The organism is Photorhabdus aballayi (assembly GCF_026153155.1).
GTDB lineage: Bacteria > Pseudomonadota > Gammaproteobacteria > Enterobacterales > Enterobacteriaceae > Photorhabdus > Photorhabdus luminescens.
In genome coordinates this window covers 1-19,474 of the sequence record NZ_JAPFCD010000063.1, presented here as the reverse complement: position 1 = coordinate 19,474, position 19,474 = coordinate 1, and the positions used below count along the sequence as shown (strand labels likewise).

Below are 19,474 nucleotides of genomic sequence, written 5' to 3'. Positions count from 1 at the left end.
CGCCCTTAGATACGTTAGCCCTGCTTAATATACTATATGTTGAAATATTATCTCAGTAAAACAAGCAGTCAATAGAGCAATCAGATAACTACTAAAATTTGAGGTTCATAAGCCACGCGATTGCTGAGTGGAATGGGTTCATAAACCAAAATTGCCTGAGACGTCTGAAAAGAGCCAAAAAGTGGTCATTTAACGTTAGTTCATGAAGTTGTTGCAAAGTGATATGAGGTTAGAGTTAAAAAATATCCAATAAAACAGACCACTACGGGAAAATCGTGTCATAAACCAGATTTCTGCTCAACATAAATTAAATGAAACGTTGGTATCATGCACTTATTGAGCTGACCAGACAGAGACACCCTATATACTTGACTACTACTGTTATTTGTTATTGAGCAGGCTATGTCTATTCTGAGCCCTGCCTCGAAGCTCAATGAGCTAAACTTAGCAAATTATAAAGGTCGTTGCGTCAATTTACAAAAACTCGTCTTTAGTCAACTCCGTAAAACCCCGAATGTACTCTGGCATTGGCAAAAGATAAAAGTATTTTGTTGGTAGGTACAAGCGGTTAAAACAGACAAATCAGCGGCAACTAACCGTTAGGTGTCTGTCGCTGCCCTCTTCGTCTGAACGACGGTAAAATGCGTCACCGGATTTTTATGAGTTGTAAAAACAATGACATTGTACCGAAAAAGGAATGTTGGCACCTAGAAAAGAAGCCAACTTTATCCCTCTCGATATACATCAATCTCGTCTAGACCTTACGACACTTTATTCTTTCACACTTGGAACAAGATAGGATAAAAATAGCTGTTCAAAACGGAGTCTTCCAGAGTTGTATGCTTTTTCTCGAAAAAATGACTAAATCGTGTTTCGGATTCTGCCCATCGCTGAACGTTTTGTGTAACTGATTCGATAAGTAAAGGGTCTAGGCTAAGATATCCAACTGGTAATGATATATTTCTACCATCCTCAATTGAGATATGGTGAAGACACGCGACCATAACATTAGGGATGATTAACACCTCACATCTATCCCCACCGAATCGTTTTTCACAGTCCATAAGCTTTGCATCAACGCCGTTGTAGACTCTATTTTTTTCAAAAGCCTCTTGTTTACTCACGCATGGTATAACCAGAACGGCACAGGAAGTTTTTTTTCTATTGTCAAATAATTTGACTATTGAATCAATGAAGAAACTTAGCTCATTTGTTCTTCCCCATGTACCACTTTCAGCATTAGTCAGCCAAATCATGCCACTAGATTTAGGCTTTTCCTTAAATATTTTATCCAAATTTTCATGAATAGCGCTTATATTAGATTTGGTGTAAAAATTACCGAGTATTAGTTGCGTGTCATTTGAATTAAACGATGCCCCCATTTCATAATGTTTCATCAAAAGTTCAAGGTTAAGTGATTCATTTTTATCATCCCAATATTTAATTAAAATCGGATCATTGGTGGCACTCAAGTAACTATGAAAATCCATTGGAGTATATTCACCACAGCCTGCGCTGATTGCTTCATCCATGGCGTTAAAGAGTGTTCTATTAGAATCCCATTCATCTAAAGCGGGTGACTCATAACCTGTTTGAAGTACTTTGGGAGCATTCGTATCTATGAAATACTCAATTGGAATTGGAACAACTACATCGTATTTACCATTAACGTGATTAATTTTGTACAATTCCTGACGGTCAGAATAAATATCTTCACCTTTCACCACTTCTCTAAAATGTTGAAAGTGAGTATCGAAAGCTGACCGGGCTTTGTCATTCAGCTTTTCAAAAGACTCATCAGGTAACGATAAAGTAATACACGAACTATTTACACCACTTCTCTTGACAGCATTTGGCAACATTCGAAAGTCTTTCAGTTCAAAGTAAATGTTATCAATTTTATCTATAACTTCAAAGAATCTGGGAAGCATGTTACCTTCTACTTCTTCAAAATTTTCTAGTGCATGGCATGTTAGTTCAATTTCATCATCGTTCCATTTAATCAAGCTTTCTTCGATAAGATCGTCTAGTACAGCTCGAGTTTCTGTAGCAGTAAATCCAAAATAATTCTGTATCAACTCAACCGGTGAGCTACCCAGTGAATGCAATACACGAATTATAAACTCTTTAACAACCGGTAATTGTCTCTTTCGGCTCACAGTATAGTCAATAAAAAATGCTTTTGTGGGCAGTCCAAAGCTGATTCTGTTTAATTGAACTTTCATCGGCTATTCCTTTTCATCTAATTCGCAAATTGAATAATCTCGAGACTCATTGTCTTTTATGAATTTCAATACACGCCCGAAAGCGGTCGTTTGATTGCTTCGACTCCACATATGGCTATTACCTACAATGAAAAGACATTCTTTGGCACGAGAGAGTGAGACATTAGCTCTATTTTCGGACGCAACATGGCCTTGACTCCCATGACTATTGCTTCTTACAAGGGATAAAATGATGATATCATTCTCTTTGCCTTGATAACTATCAACAGTATCAACTTTTATAATCCGTTTCTCTAATAAACTTCTTGACCATGAAAGACTATTGATCTTTCTTACTAGGGATCTAACTTGCTCACCGTACATACATATAACACCAATTTTGGGGTCTTCCCCCTCAATTAATATTTCATCTCGGGAATCGTTGTCATAAAGACGTTTTATAATGGAAATAATCGTGTTTGCTTCATAATCGTTAATGTAACTTTTATCGTTTACACCATTTCCCTTGGGTCGAGATTCGAGATTTTTTCTCCCAGCTCTAGATGTATCGAACCAAGTGACAGTGGTTGCAAAGGTGTTAATCAGCTCTTTATATTTTTCACTAGTTTCCCCCCTTCCTGTTGCTAGAGCTCCGTCGTAGAAGTTTTCTGAGACTATATTGCCGATTGGGGGCGCCATACGATATTGGGTGAGTAATGAACGCCCTACCTTTTTCCCATATTCGGAAACGAATGCTCTTTCAAAATCACTTCTTTTGAGCTCATCTATCTCTAGTTTAGGTAATTTCAGTTTCGCCGCCTTGAGATGATTTTCATCAAAAAGAGGAGGAAGCTGTTTATGGTCTCCTACCAATAAGACCTTTTTCCCGACTTGCATTGCGATAGCCAATTCACTCGCGGGGGAACGAGCAGCCTCATCAATGACGACTAAATCGTAAACGTTTTCTTGAATTCCATAGTGGAAGCGACCAATTCCAACACAAGTGCCACATACTAGTGTTCTAGTTTTAGCTAAGAAGTTTTGGAATTGGGCTTGCCCAGAAGCCATCACACTCAGCCATTCATTAGACATTTCCACAAGGTTTCTTACTTTGAAAATAAGATTTTCGGAATAAATTTCAAAATGTTCAGACAACTTTGTGAGTAGTGTATTTCGAATATATTGAATTCGAGTATCTTCAAACGATACTGTAGATTGCAAATGGTGCTCTAAGAAACTCGTTAAACCGGTTTTAAGTTTATTTTCTTTCTGCTTGAGAGTGGGACTACCTGCTAACTCTTTGTCTTTAGCTTGTGATGATAGTTGGTCAAATCGTTGTCCGAATGATACTTCGAACTCTGTGATAACATTTGACATTTCAGTCGAAATACCAATTTGTAATAAAAGTGCTCCCAAACGCTCTTTATACTCAGCCCGAAACTTATCGCGGTAATGTTCTTGAAGCGCTTTTTCACCTACATCAGTCAGCGACACAGATAAATTCGACTCGTCTCCTAATCGAACGATATCAATAGGTTGTGCATTTCTCCTAAACAAGGAGCGGACCTTCTCACAGGAATTATTCACTGCTTCATGTGACTGACTAACTAGCAATACCCGCCTTGCTCCATTCATAATGGAGTAATGAATATAAGAGCCGATGAAAGCGGTTTTTCCTGTTCCCGGTGGCCCTTGAAGTAGCGCAACTGGACCATACTTATAAAGAGCTTTAAATGCCTGTCTTTGCTGCTCGTTGAGTGAAAACGTTATATGTCCATCTTCATTATATTCAGTATATGTATCTAACTCTTCATCTGAAGGGACGTGGCCTTCAGTATAACTAGCCTCAAGCCTTGGAGAAAAATAGTCGGGTAAGTTTGGAATAATAGCCCTATTGTTGATTATCTTAGAAATAGCCTTCTCTCGCTTCGCAAGAGATGCTGCGGACATGCTCCCTTCCACAACTAATGTATCACCGAGTTGAGGCGCTATTTTCCCTCTCGGTTTAACAATAACGGTATCAGAACTTAAATCTTCTATAATTCCGATATCTCTAAGTTCACCTCTTATTTCCATTTTAAGTGTGACACATTCGGTCCGAAGATCAAAATCTAGCCTACTATCCTCTAAAAAATATCGGAAAGTTAGCCATTTATTTTCAGAGTATTTCGGCTCTGTAACAACCTGAATTTTTGGGTAGCTTTCCAATTCTGTTTCGACAAGAACCTTCCAAATCTCTCGTGCATCAACAACCTCGGATTTAGCTATTTTTGTCAATGACAGTATAGATCTTTCAGTTGATTGTGAGATCGGTGCTGAATTATTTATACGAAATAGCTCTTGATATATTTCACTAGTTAAAATGAAGTCAATAAATTTTTCATTTGAACCACTTAAATTGTTAGAGAGATTGATGATACCATTGAGTTTAAGTTGAGTATCACGTTTATTCCAAATAAATTGATCATGACGTAGGTCTCGAAGAGTAGCGCCAACAATAAACATCTTCTCAGGTTGGATAAGTATATCAAGCTGTTGCTTAATGCCACTCAACTGAACACTTACTAAATCCCGTCCTTTCCCAGCATTGAGTTTTATCGACAAATAATACGATCCATCATCAGAGGCCAACTTATCTGATAACTCTTTGAATTTTTTATAATGGATATCGTAACTTTCAGTACTAATTGGTAGAGGCGGATTTACGATTTGTTCTAAATTATCTACTAACTTTTCAAGTTCCGTTGACGCAATTTCTGGCAATGCCAAGAGTTCATTAGTGTATTTGGTGAGGTGAATTGTATTTACCAACTCAGATAATTCATTAACAATCTTAATTACTGCATAACGGTCGATATTTGATTTAGACTGAGTCTCATACGAGGCCGGTACGTAAGCCGGGGTATGTTTATTCGAACCTTCACTTTCATATTCAATAACATCAATAAATTTTATAGTCTGCTCTTTAACAATGATATTTTGGGGATGCAAGTCTCCATGATGAAGTCTTGAAGCATGCAAGTTGATTAAAGCCTCCACTAATCCCTTAATTAATTGAATGCCGCGCTCTTTATCTATGTCGACAACAGCATCTCTCCACGTTTCCCCAGCTATCCATTCATATTTAAAGTAAACATTGGTCATAGTAGGATTGATGCCGAACTCCAATATTTCAGGCAAGCATTCCAAAGATGAATTTTTAATAAGTTCTAGTCTACTGAAAAAAGTAAGAAGTTGATGATTAATCCCTCCTGTTTTATTCACATCGCTTACACCAAACCATGTTTTTACTCCAAAGCTATTATCTGGCGACTTAAGTAAGTGGAAAGTCCCTTCCGATTTTACTGGTAGTACCCCAAAATCTGCGAATACGTTTATATTAGTATGGTATCTTGATAAAGCAGATAGGGTTCTTGATGGATCCTCGCTACCAGTTTGAAGGAGTTTATTGAGTTCGGAAAGCGCAGCTCGTAAGTCTTGGAATCGATATTGAGAGTCAAGCTCTAACCCTTTGGCAAACCAGTCGTTTAACTTCGTACTTATCTCACAGTTTTCCCTCTGTGTCCAAATATAAACACCCTCATCTTTATTGGGCCAATAATCAAAGGCAATGTAATGGCATGCAGCGGTTGCGAGATAAACATCTCTTGTATAAGCAGTACCATTTATATCGTCTTCAAGTAATTCTTCAGGCGTTTCTACTCGACCATGTTGAATAATTTTCCGTACATTTGAGACACTCTTTTTATCAGGATCAGGGTAGTATGCTGTCAAAAAATTGGATAAAACGACCTTACTGGGTAGTGAAAGCCAAATACTGTGAGAACCAAGGTCCCGGTGGGCAACATCTATATCATGAAGCCTTGCTAACTGACTTATTAGCATTTGAATAAGGTCGAGTCGGTTTTGTTTAGTTAACTTAGATTTATTCTTTCGAATAAATACATCAAGCCTTTCTTTTTTATTAGGCCATTCGTAGAGTTCCACAAAATCTGCCGTTAGATCTGTAGGTATGTGTAGAAGCTGGAGGTGAACATTTTTCAAATCCTCATCTTGATTATCTATATACCCTAGGACATTTGACTCTCTCTGAGCAATTACAACTCTCTGATCTGGCGTTCTGGCGTATTCAACTATACATGGGGCAGTAAAATCCCATCTCCTCATCAACGCCTTGTAGTTTGCATTGTCAGCACGTTGGCTTTGAAATTCTGAATACAAGAAGTCCTTATGTTGGAAGAATGATGTTCCATTTTGAAAATAATTATTAGACGAAAACGTCTTGGGTTTAAAATCAGCACTATTATTGAGAAATATACGGTCCCATATGGTAATGTTTTTATTGGGTATATCTTCTTTCCGATTAAAGGTAAAAGGTTTCCCAAATCTTTTCTCATATTCGCTATCAGCACCTATACTTTTGAATTCATCTAACGTAAATACATATTGTCTCTCATCTGAAGGCAAGTGAGATGCATCTGCGTAACCACATAAAACTACACAGCTATCAACGTAAGGAACGAACTTCCCACTCAGCTTTTCATTTAACCGAGATTTCAAAATCTTTGCTGCTCGGCTGGATTGTGATACTGCATTTATACGATGTTCCTGTCTTCCATCTGGATATTCTTGGATCCATTGTTTTCCCTGAGAAAAGATTTTCCCCTGATAATTCTTTAATTCAACAACAATAATTCTATCGTGTGTTATAAGAATGATGTCAGCTTCAAAGTCTTTTCCTTGACGACCAACCATTTCCAGTGAAGAGTATCCTTTCCAACTATCGGGAAGATGCTTCGAAAGTACTTCATTGGCTTTTCGTTCATAACCATTGATGCCCAGAGGGTCAAGACATTTTATTTCCATTCAACTTCTTTTCCGAGTATATCTAACTTATTGTGAAGGATCGATCGAGTTACTTTGACAAATATTTTCCTTTAAAAGGATACCAAACCAATTCAAAGCAAGTTTCTTAACTTAATTCAATTAATAATTTTACAACTAACGTTATTAAACCCATGCTTATTTAATATTTCAACCAGTCTTTCCTCGATTTTTAGTAAACTTGAAGGGTAACTAGGGTTAGTTCAGCATTTGTGATAGTAGAAGATGTCGTCTACACTCTCCTTAAACTTCCCCTTGACCATTATTAAACCACATACTATCACACTTACTCTATTAATGTGATATATGATTCATTCAACATAAAAAAGCAAAAGTACGCCTCTGTTTCTGCTCCTGTTACCTAGTTCGGCAGTAAAAGCCGATTAATAAAGAAAATCGTTAGTTATTTTCCTGATCACAATATTCTGAGGTCGGATTAATGGCAATGTAGTTTACAATTATTTTGTTAGCCTACAATTTGCAGTTAATTTGAGCCGGAGGGCATTTTTATATGACCGTTGTATGAATTCATATGGATCGACATCTGGCCCGAAACATACTAGAGATATGTTGTTAATTCTAATTATCGCCTTTCACGATCGCATACTGCGACATTTTCCCTGCATTGCAGGGATAGTAGACCCTGACGGAGCGCAGGAATTGATTTATTGTGTGCAAAACCGAGTTCACTATGAAGGCGTTACTGACCTCTTTGAACTCACTGCGACTTACTGGGTGGCGATTGCTCGTGGTCATATCTTTAAAACGGACTGCATTTCTCGACTACCAGGCTAAATTTCTTTCCTCATTGGTAAAATAGATAATAACTTTATGTTCTATTCCATCTGTCATATATGGTATTAAGTCACAACACATGTTGGTTCTAATTGATGACGTAATAACGTTGCCTGTTTTTTTTCGGTGTGTCTATTCGATACCTGTAGAGACTGTGATGTACTAATTTAAGTAAACAAACAGACAACAGGTAATATCATGAAAGGCAAATCCCAAAAAGAGCTCCGAGCAGAACGGTTGAGAAATGCTCTCCAGATTAAAGGTTATGAAACAGACTGCGATGTTGATCTCCCCGAATACACACAGTCTCATACCACTGGCTTCATACCAAATGCCAGTCGGCTAATTGGGTTATGCCATAACCGGGTAGAAGATGCAGTCATTCCTGTCTGGTCAGAATATACTCGGCACGGTACAGGCGACGGATCAGACCGTTCACGCGGCTCACATGGAGGTATCGTCATGCACTCCTCACGAAAACGAGCTCTGATGGCTCTGCGCTCAGAAATTGAAATGAAGATGGCCGCTCTACTGGCAGATCTGGATGATGCTATTGTCACGGCGGAAGACTAAATCAAGCCTGTGGTTGTTGAGGGCAAAATTAACGGTATAAAATTCTGAACTAGTGGCTGTCCTTCATGACCGATTGAACAGCCAATCTTTCTGAATTTCTTAATAATAAATCTGTTACAAAACAGGAAAACGTCCTATTACTTTAAAGTCAGTAATGGCAAGAACTTACAATTTCATCAACAAATCTGCTCTGCATCTTCTATCTGAAACTCCAATAAATATTTGCCGTAACCACTGCTACCCCTGTTATGTTCAGAATGAAAGATCCTAAAATAAAACGGATAATTTTCACAGTGACTTTAGTTGCTTCACTTTCCGGATGTAATAACACAGAACTTGGAAAAGCCAATGATGAACTACTATTGGCAGGATTAATCAGAAACGTCGTATATGATGAAGTTAATGATTGTCCATCTGGCGGTTCTCATGAATGTAAGGGTGAGCTAAATCATGCAATTACCTCTATCACCTCGGAGAATAATGTCTCGTTAGCTAAATCGGAGCTCTATTTGTAGCCATTACGTCGATACCAGTAACGGCACGGACTTGTCTGAACTGATTACTTCCGGGGTTAATGCGATCTACAACACTTTGATTGAAAGGTGGACTATAATCGCTGACCTACACCTATGCAGAATTCGCATCATGACATCTTTACCTTTTAAGATTAAAGCGCCCGGACGGACGCTTCCTTTTGCTGAACCTCTGACCAAACAATCTTCTAAATCCTATACTGCCACAAGACAATGAACTTATATCTGTTTCGACAGAACAAATTTACTTAAACCAACAAGAATTATAGGCTTGGTCATGAATAAATACGTTTTCTGAAAAATTCCGAAACTCTCCGTGAGTCAGGATCAGAGATTCTGACCGTGCTATCACAGGGCGAATTATCACCTCGTCACGTTTTTTGGTACCGTAAATGTTAATGATCATATGAAAACGTTGATCAGGTTCTGCTTCCTGAACAAACAGCCGGTAGGTCATGGTGTTTTTAATGTACTGCGTCAATGCATCTGTGAAAACAGCATTTTCACGCGGGTGTAACACCCTGGTTTTCCAGATTTTAATGCTATCGCCAATCACACTCACTAAGTGATCCATTTTAGTTGTAGTGCGTATGGCACTGTCACTGAAAGACGCCTTATTCAGTGTTACTACGCGCTCAGAGACATTTCTGAAATCACGAAAGTAGACAACGTGGCTTTCGTTCAATAACGTGTGATTAAATTCTTCCAGCTGCCAACCAAAGTGGGCAAGATTGTATGCAGCCAGTTCCTTTTCAAAATTCATAGAGGCCTCCCAAGTGAAATTAGTTTTCCCATTCTATATTCGGGTGCTCTGGTGACGAAATGCAGGATAGTCATACTTAACCATTCAAAAACATAATAATATGTTATAAAACATACAATTATAAATTATATGGAAATCTTGACATGATTTTTGACCGTTATCATTACAGTCATTTGCTATCTGGAAGCTAACAGAATAGTAGTGCGTACTGAACCCGTCAGAGGATATAACCGGCGCACCACCACACAATTACGCAGCGGATTAATGGCACATGCCTGTTGTATAACCACGACTGCCAATTTGAGATTCTGGAAATAAGGGGTTTCAGGTGCAATGGAGCAGAAAACTCCGTTAAGAAGTCAACTTAAAATCATTATTCATGATTAAATGACCTCAGCTCTCCTCTAGCAACGGATTACGACACAGTGAATGAATAACACCCCCGCATATTTATGTGACTGTAGAGCAGAGGAGACTATTTTTCCACATCCTCATCTCATACTGGATAACCCTCCTTCCTAAGTTCTCCACGCTCGCCGTGAAATACATGAATGACGACTTTCTCTCCGATTCAGTTATTGTAACGTTTTGCGCCGTTTATTTTCGTCGCCAGATAGGTCAACTATATAATTAATTACATAAACCAGGCAGAGTGCCCACCGGAAACCCGAAGCCAACGAAATGGAGAAACTAACATGAAAATTAAAACTTTTCTTAATAAGTACTTCGATGTATGTGATCTTATGGATGTATTAACTGATGAGGAAGTTAATCAGGGAAATATTGAAATGAAGTTTGGCATCAACGCTAAGAACTCTGATTCTGCTGAGCCAAGTTTTATTTTAGAAAAAAGCTCTATTGAGGGCTGGAAAGTCAAAACTATTAATGGAGTAACTTGCTGGTCTAATTTAAGTGAATCAATTCTCAAAAAAGCATTAAAAAATCTTGAATTTGAAGCGTAAATAAAGTGTATAACGACCTATTCACCAATTATTTATTAGATTGGAAACCCTGACAGGAAAGTTTAAAATGCGTAATAAAGATCCCCCTATTAACAAAAATTAATTTTTTTAGGAATCTCATAGAGATAAAACCATATTAATGCCACAGAGTTTACTGACCTCTTTGCATATTCGATTCGCTATATTATTCGTCTTGTTCACACCCAACTGATTGTATCTATACAAACCAATAGTTACAAAGTTTGCCAGTTAAGCATCTCTGCTTTTCCTGTTCAGTGTCAACAACTACATTATGACGTCATTCTTGCCAGGAATACGCCTAATCATCAAATTTCTCAGATAATGAAAAATTTCTAACATAAGGCGTCTGACATATATTCATTAATTTTTCAACCCAAATACATGATAACAATCGATATGTAAATATAATATATACCCGTGCTCATTGAAACTGCTTGATTTTCGCCCAAATGAGGTTCATGGTATCCGTCATGAAAATATTCATTACCGATGAACAAAAAGCCGAACTTGAACACCTTCATCACACCTGCCGTGATAAGCGGGAGTGTGATCGCATCAAAGCGGTCCTGCTGGCCTCTGAGGGCTGGAGCTCTGTCATGATCGCTCAGGCCCTGCGCCTGCATGAAATGACCGTTAATCGTCATATCAGCGATTACCTTAATCACCGCAAACTCAAGCCCGACAATGGCGGCTCTCAGAGCCACCTCAGCGAAACACAGACGCAGGAACTTATCGCTTATCTGACCGCCAATCTTCTGCCCACCACACAGGCGGTTATCCACCTTGTCAAAGAAGCGTGGAATATCAGTTACACCGTTCCTGGCATGAATAAATGGCTGCACCACAATGGATTCAGTTATAAAAAACCGACCGGCGTGCCACACAAGTTCAACGTGGAACAGCAGCGGGCCTTTATAGAAACCTACGGGAAACTCAAGCAGGAAGCCGGAGACAATGAGCCCATCCTGTTCATTGATGGCACCCATCCCACTCAGGGGACAAAACTGGCTTATGGCTGGATGCGTAAAGGCCAGAAAACCGTAGTGAAAACCACGGGAAGCCGTACCCGTCTGAACCTGATGGGAGCCCTGAATCTGGCCGATATCAGCAAAACAGTCGTACACGAATATGATCGTATCGACAGTTATCACATCGCAGAATTCTTCATTGCCCTGCGTGAAACCTATCCGGTCAGTCAGAAGGTTCATATTATCCTTGACGGAGCCGGTTATCACCGGAGTGAGTTGGTGAAAGACTGGGCTTATGTGATGAATATTGAACTTCATTACTTACCGCCCTACAGCCCAAATCTGAACCCGATAGAAAGGCTGTGGAAAGTGATGAATGAACAAGTCAGAAATAATCGTTACTTCGCCTCGGCGGCCTTGTTCAGGCAGGCAATACATCACTTTTTTACGGAAATATTACCGGAACTTGCCGGGAGTCTGTCACGCCGTATTAATGACAATTTTCAGATTCTGAATCCTGCATCTTCAAGTTAGGCGGGTATATAATTAGCCCATATAAAGCCATAGCAAAATTATCTAATGATTACAGAAATCATTAGATAATGAGTAACTATAATATTAATAGACAAATAAGAACTCTTACTTATAGGCTCTAAAGTTTGGTAGACGTAATTATCTCAATATATTTATTATGCAATAACTACGCGAGTAGCTTTGTATCACAAGCTTTGGAAATAATATTTTCTTTAACCAAATACCTACTAGGCCATATTTCAGCAGGGCTACAACCCAAAGCTTCCGCTATGATTTGTTCGCCCTTTGGCCATCGACGAGCAAGTGCATTAGTTAAAGTATTTGATGCCAATCCAGCTTCTCGGGAAATGGCCGAAAGAGTGGTTCCTCGTTTCCTCAATGCTGCAATAATGTCTGCTGGATGCCAGTCTTGTTCATCATTCATTTCTGCTTTACTCCCTCAAAATAGTGGTGGTGATACAGACAGGATTCGCAGTCTGAGCTCATCAACTCAGCGAGGCATAACCTCTCCCTGCCTGAATCACCATTGATTGAGCAATAGCAGGCGGCGCACTGGTAAAACTACTTACCAGTGTCCGATGAGTTCAAGGCTGCGAAACCTTGGCTACCAGATTTTGCTAGTAGCATGGAGATTTTAACTGACTATGTTATTTGAATCAATGAAATACATTCACCTAACTAAGTTTCAACGTTATTCCTCCCAGTCACCATCAGTTGCGGACATAAGCGTATCATCACCCGGAGTCATCACAAAGATGTCTTTCGGCAACGTAAATCCCCGCATTTTCAACAACGCCAATGGGCCTCCGCCCATTTCCGTTCGTAATATCCAAGTTAGCGGTAAACCATCCGGAGCAACAAACGTCAGCCGATAACGGCTTTCATCCAGCTTTTCCGCTTTCGCCTGCTCCAGCCAGCGGATTAGCCCCCAGTTCCCTTGATAATCACCGAACAACCTCGCACCAGCATTGACACTGGTCCAAGTCAGCATTACTCCCGGTTTATAAGTCTCTCCCGGCCAATGAAAGCTCTGCCAGCTTTCCATCTGGTTAAAATAACGCAATTTCTGTCCATCTATTGTCAGGTCGGTTTCCACCACATCCCGCACTGCTCTGGCCCTCAGCTCAAACCGCAGCCCCTGACTGCCATCCGCAAACAGTAGATTTGACAACTGACTGAGCTGATTTACTGCATTCAGGAAACGCGGGTTAAAACGCAATTTTTGGCCGTTCACTCTATCTGGCACCCAGTGGCTACCTTCTTTATGCAACACTCCACTTAACTGACGCGTCAAAAACCGCTCTATCTGACCAGAATCAGGCCGGATAAACTGCCCCAGCATCGGCAATGAAATCTCACTCTGCCCACCAGCAAACGGATAGCGACCAGCAAAAGTTGCATTCCAATTAGCGACTATCGCCGTCCGCCATTGCTCATTCAGGCTCGCTGCCGCTGGTTTCAGTATTCCCTGCCACGCCTGGTTTAACGGTTGCACGAACATCGCCTGACCAAAACCACGCCACTGGGCACCCAAACTGGCGGCTATCAGATTACCGTAGCCCTGCGTCTCAGTCAGATCTGCACTTTTTCCCTGGAACACCGTCTGAGCCAGTGTTTTCGCCATCTCTGGCGGGTCATCGCTGTTGTTTATCTGTTGCAATTTCAGACGCACCTGGGTGACTCGAGTCAGAAAGGTTTGTAAGTCCAGGGTCCTATCAATTCTTATTCCCCCCGCCGCCTGATCTTCTCCCATCAGCGCCAGCAACGGCCCAAAGGTTTCATCCATCGGCCCGTGCACACCAGTCGTCTGTTGGTCAATCACCCTTGGAGTTTTTTTATTCAACAACGTCCTGGCGGATTTCACCAGCGAATCCGATAATGTCGGCCCCTGTTGCCCGGTCTCACCCTGATAGGCCAGCGTGTTCATCAACGCAATCAACGGGGATTGGCGCCCATCCGCCATCAGCGTTAACTGGTCAATGACATCCGACAAGTTACGGGTTTTATTCCAGCGCAGGCTGTTGAGAAAATCCTGCCACGCTCCAGCAAAATCGGTAAAGTAACGGGTGGTCAAACGGGCTTTCAGCTCCTCAGGCGATACCGCAACCGAGACTGCCTGACGGTTATCACTCAGTACCCAGTCAATCGCATCCTTACGTGAGGCCACCGCCTCCGCTATCGCTTTTTGTATCCCCCCTTCCCACGCCTGACGGGTAAACATCCCCGGTATCACACGAGAAGTGGTAAACAGTCGTTCAGCATCGGTGTCGCCGGTCATCTGCCTTAACGTCAGGTCCGCATAATTTTTCTCCACCGATTGCAGCATCTGCTGGTAAAGCGTCGCTTCGGCGTTGTGCTTACCTAGCTGGATCAGCAAAAGCTGACGCACCCGTTTAACCAATGCCTTATCCGGGGTTATCCGCCATTCCGGATGCGCGGGTAAATTCTCCGCATAAAACTGCCATAAATCCGATGCCACATCCAACCAAACACTGGGGGCAATACCGGCCCGCTCGGACTCATTTTCATTCAATATCCGGGTTAAGAATGCAGCATCCACTTTTTCAGGTTGCGCCATCATCAGGTAGGCTTTCAACTGGTCATGACCGGCTGGTGCCCACTTAGCCCGCAACGGGCTGCCCGGCGGTAAATTCACCAGTGCGCTCAGTTTCGCATGCAGCACCGCGGCGGCTTTGTCCCGTATCAGACGGTTATTGGCCTGCGCATAATTGGGCAGCACTGCCGTCAACAATTTCTGATTCTGACTCAAACCAAAACGCTCATACCACGGCACACCCTGTTCAGCACGGTATTGCAATCGGCCCACCTCGTTACGCAGGTCTTTTAAGGCCATCAACTGGGCATCAGAACCTTCCGGGTGCGCTTTCAGGCCAGTGACCGCCGCCTGCACCACGGCTATCTGGTCACGGTTGGTGAAGAAAGAGAGCACCATGCCGGCACCCCATAACAAGCCCAGCACCATCAGGCCACGACAAACGGTCTGTGTGTGGAACATGCCAACCCTCCGGCCGTGAAAACAACGACTGCCATTCAACACTCCCTGCCAGGCCGAATCGGGCAGCCAGCTCTGCGGGATGCTACTCACCTGCGCCTTGAGCGGCAAACTGAACATCAAACCACGCAACGACACCACATCACCATACTCCGCTAACCACGGCGTCAAAACTTGTTTCCAGTGGGCAATTCCCTGTTTTTCCAAGGTGGATGATAGCCGATAAAGGAAATCATGGGCGTTTTCTGCTAGTACTTGTTGCATTCCTCGCTTGCGTATCGGTTCAATCAAACTCTGCAATTGGGCACCCACAACATCGGGAGTACAGCGTTCAGGAAAAAAGCAGCCAACGGCCTGAGTGATACGGTCTTCCTGAGGCCAGAGGCTGTGACACACCTGCCACAAATAAATCGGAGCCTGCCAACACAATTGTTGGGCCTGTTTTTGCAACATACGCAGGGCCTTATCCATTGCCACCGGTTGTGCACTTTGGGTTTCGGTCAACGCCCAGACAATGCCATTAAGCGGACAATAACGGCGCAAGCGACGCAACGCCATCCACTGGGCAGTATCCGGTTCCGCCTGTAAACTGCCACCCCAAAGCAATAGCGTGCGATAGCCCTCCAGCCAGTATTGAGTAGTCAGCCCTGGCGCAATTGCTTCCACCTGTTCTGGTTCACCCACTACTAATAAAATGCGGACCTTATACCACCAAAAAACTCCGTAACGACGGTGCAGGCGGTCAGACAATCCTTCTATGGCGGAAACAGATTCAGAGAGTTGAGTCTCGACAGGCTCGATTTTTTTATCATCGCCAGAAATATTTTTACGCAACTCTTCAAAGCTCAGTTTGCCCGCTTGACGAGTAGCAACATAATAAATTCCCATCACAACCAAAAAAGTTATACTACTTATTGCAATACCAATAAACCACATCTGTTGAAGAGGGCTATCTGCCTTAATACCCAGTTCATTGGGCATCTTCCAAACCAGGTAGCTTAACATTGCAGCCATGACCAGAATTAAAACAAGCAACAGACAGAAAAAAGATTGAGTTTGGATACGCTTCACTGCGTTACCTCCTGTAAAGTTTCATTAGGGAACACGACGGCACACCAGCACTCTTCATCAGAAACGGATGAACCACTGAGAATAAACTGACTAGCCGTGGTGCATTGCGCATGGAGCGCCGCCGCCGCAATCACGAGCCAAGGAGCAACACAACCCGATGTACCTAATAAGATATCCAGATCATAAAGACCTTGTTCGTGTGTCATACCGAAGTGAATCATGCTGCTTAATGCAGTAAAGGCTTCACTATTCTCCCGAGACAACTGCGACAACCAAACATGCTGTAACGACTCCGGGATAATCGGCACCCAGTCCAGCGCCTGCTGCACACTTCGAACAAGCGTCAAATGGGAAGCACATTCAGGACGATGTAAAAATGCCTGCGGTGTTAATGTCTTTTGCGTCAGACGATTACCTAATATCAGCCCAACGGCAGATTCCGCTGTTCTCTCAGGCTGGACCGGGCAAATTTGCAGAGCCACAACCATTAACAACGATCGCTTACAAATATGATTATCCAGCCAGTCATCCACCACAGATAATCCCGCGCCTTCAACAAAACTCACAGGTTGGCGAATCCCCGCCTCAGACCATACCTGCTGCCACATGTTGCGCAATTCATGCTCTGGTAAAATCGTATTTGCCTCAAAAAGTAGGGAAAGCGGGGTGTTATCTGGAAGGAGTTCCAGCGCTTTAGCAAAGGTGGCAACAATAGATGACAATGTTCGCCGTACCAGCTCATCAGAAGATTCATCCGCCAAAGTAGGTAAACGGCTATGGCGAACAGCATTTTCACTCAGCCATGATGGCTGTGCTTTCAGCGCTTTCTCATTTTTAGTGAGTAATGCAACTTGCCTCTCGGGAGTTTCTTCATCCACCAATGCTGTATACAATGCAACACTCAAGATCTGTAATGAACGCCGACCTCGCTGGGTTTCCTGTAAAATAACCAGCTGACGACGTTGATCCCAACCATCTGCCCAGAGATGCTGGCCGGTATACAGTAGCCACCGGCATCCCACAATAAACACCCAACATAACGATAAGATAGCCAACTCATGTAACCAAAAGCTTATTGGTTGATGATGGATTTCCATGCCATCCCACAGTACAGAACTCGTTATGCCGATAGCAAAGAACACTCCGGGAAGTAAGACAAACCAGAACAAAAGCCGGGGAGCTTTGGGACGTGGAGCTGGGCCGGGTAAAAGATTCAATTTAACAGGCATAATAATTAACTCACAGTCACATCTGGCAGAGAAGAGAGCAACACACAGCTATACGAATAACGGTCCCTATAAAAAGCAACCGAAGGTTCTTTACCACAACATTCCGAATTACTTTTAATAATCCAGGGATCACCACACTCTTTAACTAGACAGGTTAATCTACCATTTTTATGAGTAGTACTAATACCATCAAACTTCATGACTAAAGAGCGCGAAATCAATTGACCACCACAAGTCGTTTTATCACTAATACGGATAGTGCTATTCATCACTTATTTCCTTTTGCATATTAAAATTAAAACAATGACCTTCTTTATAAAAGAAGATTCATTACCAACAGAGAAAAAACAATTCACTTAATTAAAATCACAATTAATCCTCGTTGTCATAAATAAATCTGCCACCCTATTTAAAGAATCAATTCTCTTTTTATCATAATATCTTGTTGGGTCAGGGTAATACCCCGCAGTATAATTATCTTGAGAATAAAAAAATGTCCTCATCACACTATAAAGTTTATGATTTTTATCAGTAAAAATAACATATTACATAATCATCGCACCTTTACGACGAGGAAGTGTTTTTATTTCCACCTTATATCTCATATTTAATACATAGCTAAATTCCTTATTTTCACCATAAGCTTATTTCAATGTATTATTTATTTTATCTATATCATGGCTGTATTTTTTACTCTCACAATTCCATTTTATATAACCAATCCCACCTGATGGAGATGCTGCATCAGGCAAATTAAAATAATCCTTTATTCCATTGTAAATGAGAGGAGCATGATTATATTTGCAATCATTTTTAGCGACTTTAAATTAAAAACACCACTATCAAATTCAATGGCATAACAGTAATCTATCTTTTTCGCATAAGCAGAAAATGAAAGTACAGTTAATATCAATGCAAATAACATATTCAGTTTCATATCATTCACCATCATTCTATAGGCTTAAAATTATTAGGTTTTACGATAGAATCTTGTATAATTCCTCTTCCTTTAAACCGCTTTCCATCCCCCTTTAATTTATTTCCAAGTGTTTTTGCCAGATCATTCATTTCTTTGCCAGCATAATTCTTTTGGGACTCATATTTATCGAAGTAGCTATCTCTTCCGCGTTCAACGACTTCCTTAAACCTACCTGTTTCACAAAAAATTTGTGATAAAAAGTGGGCTGTTCTTAGTCGTGAAAGATTAAAGCATAATTTATAATGATTATTGATAAGTTTTATTTTATATTTTCCGAGCGAATAATCACATTATCTTTATCATTTTTACTCTGAGAAATACAAGTAATAATATTTTCCTTAGGTAGATTCACATAATTATTTCCACTTTTACCATACGATAAATTACTGACAAAGAAAATACTCATAAGATACGATAATATAATAGCCATAAAGAATCTAGCATTCATTTTGGCTTTCCTCTATGTACAGATAAAGAAATAAACAACAAAAACATTAAATAACTTTCCAAAATGGCGCTACACCTTATCTACCAAAAACCCTATGTATAACAATGAGTTGAATAAAACCATGTGTGGCGGAATTATGAAACCTTATTTAAAATATTCTTTTTCACATTACACCTTCAATGATCGTAATTGCCTGGTATAATCAACAATGACATTTATATCTCGATTTCCTTTTCTAACAGATACAGTTTCTATTCCAGACGTCTTTAACATATCTGATAAATATAAATAGACATATCTTGTATATCCTTTTCATTCATAATATTGATTTCCTCCACCATTAACTAAAATAGAACAATGTCCAATAGACTCATTATTAAACCCACGATCACATATAAAACAATAAAAAAGTTGATATTCAAAAATATCGACATCATCATCTATTTCAGAAAACCCAGACGGCATTTTAGTAACTATAATGGTTTTATTTTTTTAAC

General features: G+C 40.8%; 11 protein-coding genes and 2 pseudogenes. 6 read left to right on the top strand and 7 right to left on the bottom strand.

All coding sequences use genetic code 11. From position 1 onward, the window contains the following. Nucleotides 1-311: 311 nt before the first annotated feature. Nucleotides 312-498 (top strand): annotated as a pseudogene (locus tag OO184_RS25510) (hypothetical protein); the annotation flags it as partial. A 281-nt stretch (nucleotides 499-779) separates the two neighbouring features. Here the strand turns inward: OO184_RS25510 and OO184_RS21340 are convergent. Both OO184_RS21340 and OO184_RS21335 read right to left on the bottom strand, forming a co-directional pair. Beyond that, nucleotides 780-2,225 carry a hypothetical protein gene (locus tag OO184_RS21340; protein ID WP_265380911.1) on the bottom strand — a complete coding sequence of 482 codons (1,446 nt, stop codon included), beginning with the start codon at nucleotides 2,223-2,225 and terminating at the stop codon, nucleotides 780-782. Nucleotides 2,226-2,228: 3 nt separating this feature from the next. Beyond that, nucleotides 2,229-7,070 carry an AAA domain-containing protein gene (locus OO184_RS21335; protein ID WP_265380910.1) on the bottom strand — a complete coding sequence of 1,614 codons (4,842 nt, stop codon included), beginning with the start codon at nucleotides 7,068-7,070 and terminating at the stop codon, nucleotides 2,229-2,231. A 585-nt stretch (nucleotides 7,071-7,655) separates the two neighbouring features. Between OO184_RS21335 and OO184_RS21330 the strand changes: the two are divergent. From OO184_RS21330 to OO184_RS21320, 3 genes and pseudogenes are all read left to right on the top strand, one after another. Continuing rightward, nucleotides 7,656-7,850: pseudogene (locus tag OO184_RS21330) on the top strand (type II toxin-antitoxin system death-on-curing family toxin); the annotation flags it as partial. A 231-nt stretch (nucleotides 7,851-8,081) separates the two neighbouring features. Further along, nucleotides 8,082-8,456: a hypothetical protein gene (locus OO184_RS21325; RefSeq protein WP_265380909.1), complete on the top strand. Its 375-nt coding sequence runs from the start codon at nucleotides 8,082-8,084 to the stop codon at nucleotides 8,454-8,456. Between the two features lie 293 nt (nucleotides 8,457-8,749). Beyond that, nucleotides 8,750-8,971, top strand: a complete 222-nt coding sequence (locus OO184_RS21320) for a hypothetical protein (protein ID WP_265380908.1) — start codon at nucleotides 8,750-8,752, stop codon at nucleotides 8,969-8,971. A gap of 262 nt (nucleotides 8,972-9,233) precedes the next feature. Here the strand turns inward: OO184_RS21320 and OO184_RS21315 are convergent, their stop codons facing one another. Continuing rightward, complete coding sequence (locus OO184_RS21315) at nucleotides 9,234-9,752, bottom strand: hypothetical protein (protein WP_265380907.1); 519 nt, start codon at nucleotides 9,750-9,752, stop codon at nucleotides 9,234-9,236. A 695-nt stretch (nucleotides 9,753-10,447) separates the two neighbouring features. On the opposite strand from OO184_RS21315, the gene OO184_RS21310 reads away from it, so the two are divergent. After that, nucleotides 10,448-10,714 carry a hypothetical protein gene (locus OO184_RS21310; protein ID WP_265380906.1) on the top strand — a complete coding sequence of 89 codons (267 nt, stop codon included), beginning with the start codon at nucleotides 10,448-10,450 and terminating at the stop codon, nucleotides 10,712-10,714. Between the two features lie 491 nt (nucleotides 10,715-11,205). After that, nucleotides 11,206-12,237 carry an IS630 family transposase gene (locus tag OO184_RS21305; RefSeq protein ID WP_265380905.1) on the top strand — a complete coding sequence of 344 codons (1,032 nt, stop codon included), beginning with the start codon at nucleotides 11,206-11,208 and terminating at the stop codon, nucleotides 12,235-12,237. 166 nt (nucleotides 12,238-12,403) lie between these two features. On the opposite strand, the gene OO184_RS21300 is transcribed toward OO184_RS21305, so the two are convergent. The 4 genes from OO184_RS21300 to OO184_RS21285 all read right to left on the bottom strand — a co-directional run bounded on the left by OO184_RS21300 (nucleotide 12,404) and on the right by OO184_RS21285 (nucleotide 17,819). After that, nucleotides 12,404-12,661 carry a helix-turn-helix domain-containing protein gene (locus OO184_RS21300; protein WP_265380904.1) on the bottom strand — a complete coding sequence of 86 codons (258 nt, stop codon included), beginning with the start codon at nucleotides 12,659-12,661 and terminating at the stop codon, nucleotides 12,404-12,406. A 267-nt stretch (nucleotides 12,662-12,928) separates the two neighbouring features. Beyond that, nucleotides 12,929-16,321, bottom strand: a complete 3,393-nt coding sequence (locus tag OO184_RS21295) for an ImcF-related family protein (RefSeq protein WP_376712598.1) — start codon at nucleotides 16,319-16,321, stop codon at nucleotides 12,929-12,931. Then, entirely contained in the window at nucleotides 16,318-17,550 is a 1,233-nt protein-coding gene (locus OO184_RS21290) for a KPHS_23130 family T6SS system protein (protein ID WP_265380903.1), read from the bottom strand. Before OO184_RS21290 ends, OO184_RS21295 begins: the two co-directional genes overlap by 4 nt. A gap of 5 nt (nucleotides 17,551-17,555) precedes the next feature. Then, nucleotides 17,556-17,819, bottom strand: coding sequence for a hypothetical protein (locus OO184_RS21285; protein WP_265380902.1), 264 nt, complete (start codon nucleotides 17,817-17,819; stop codon nucleotides 17,556-17,558). Between the last annotated feature and the right edge of the window lie 1,655 nt (nucleotides 17,820-19,474).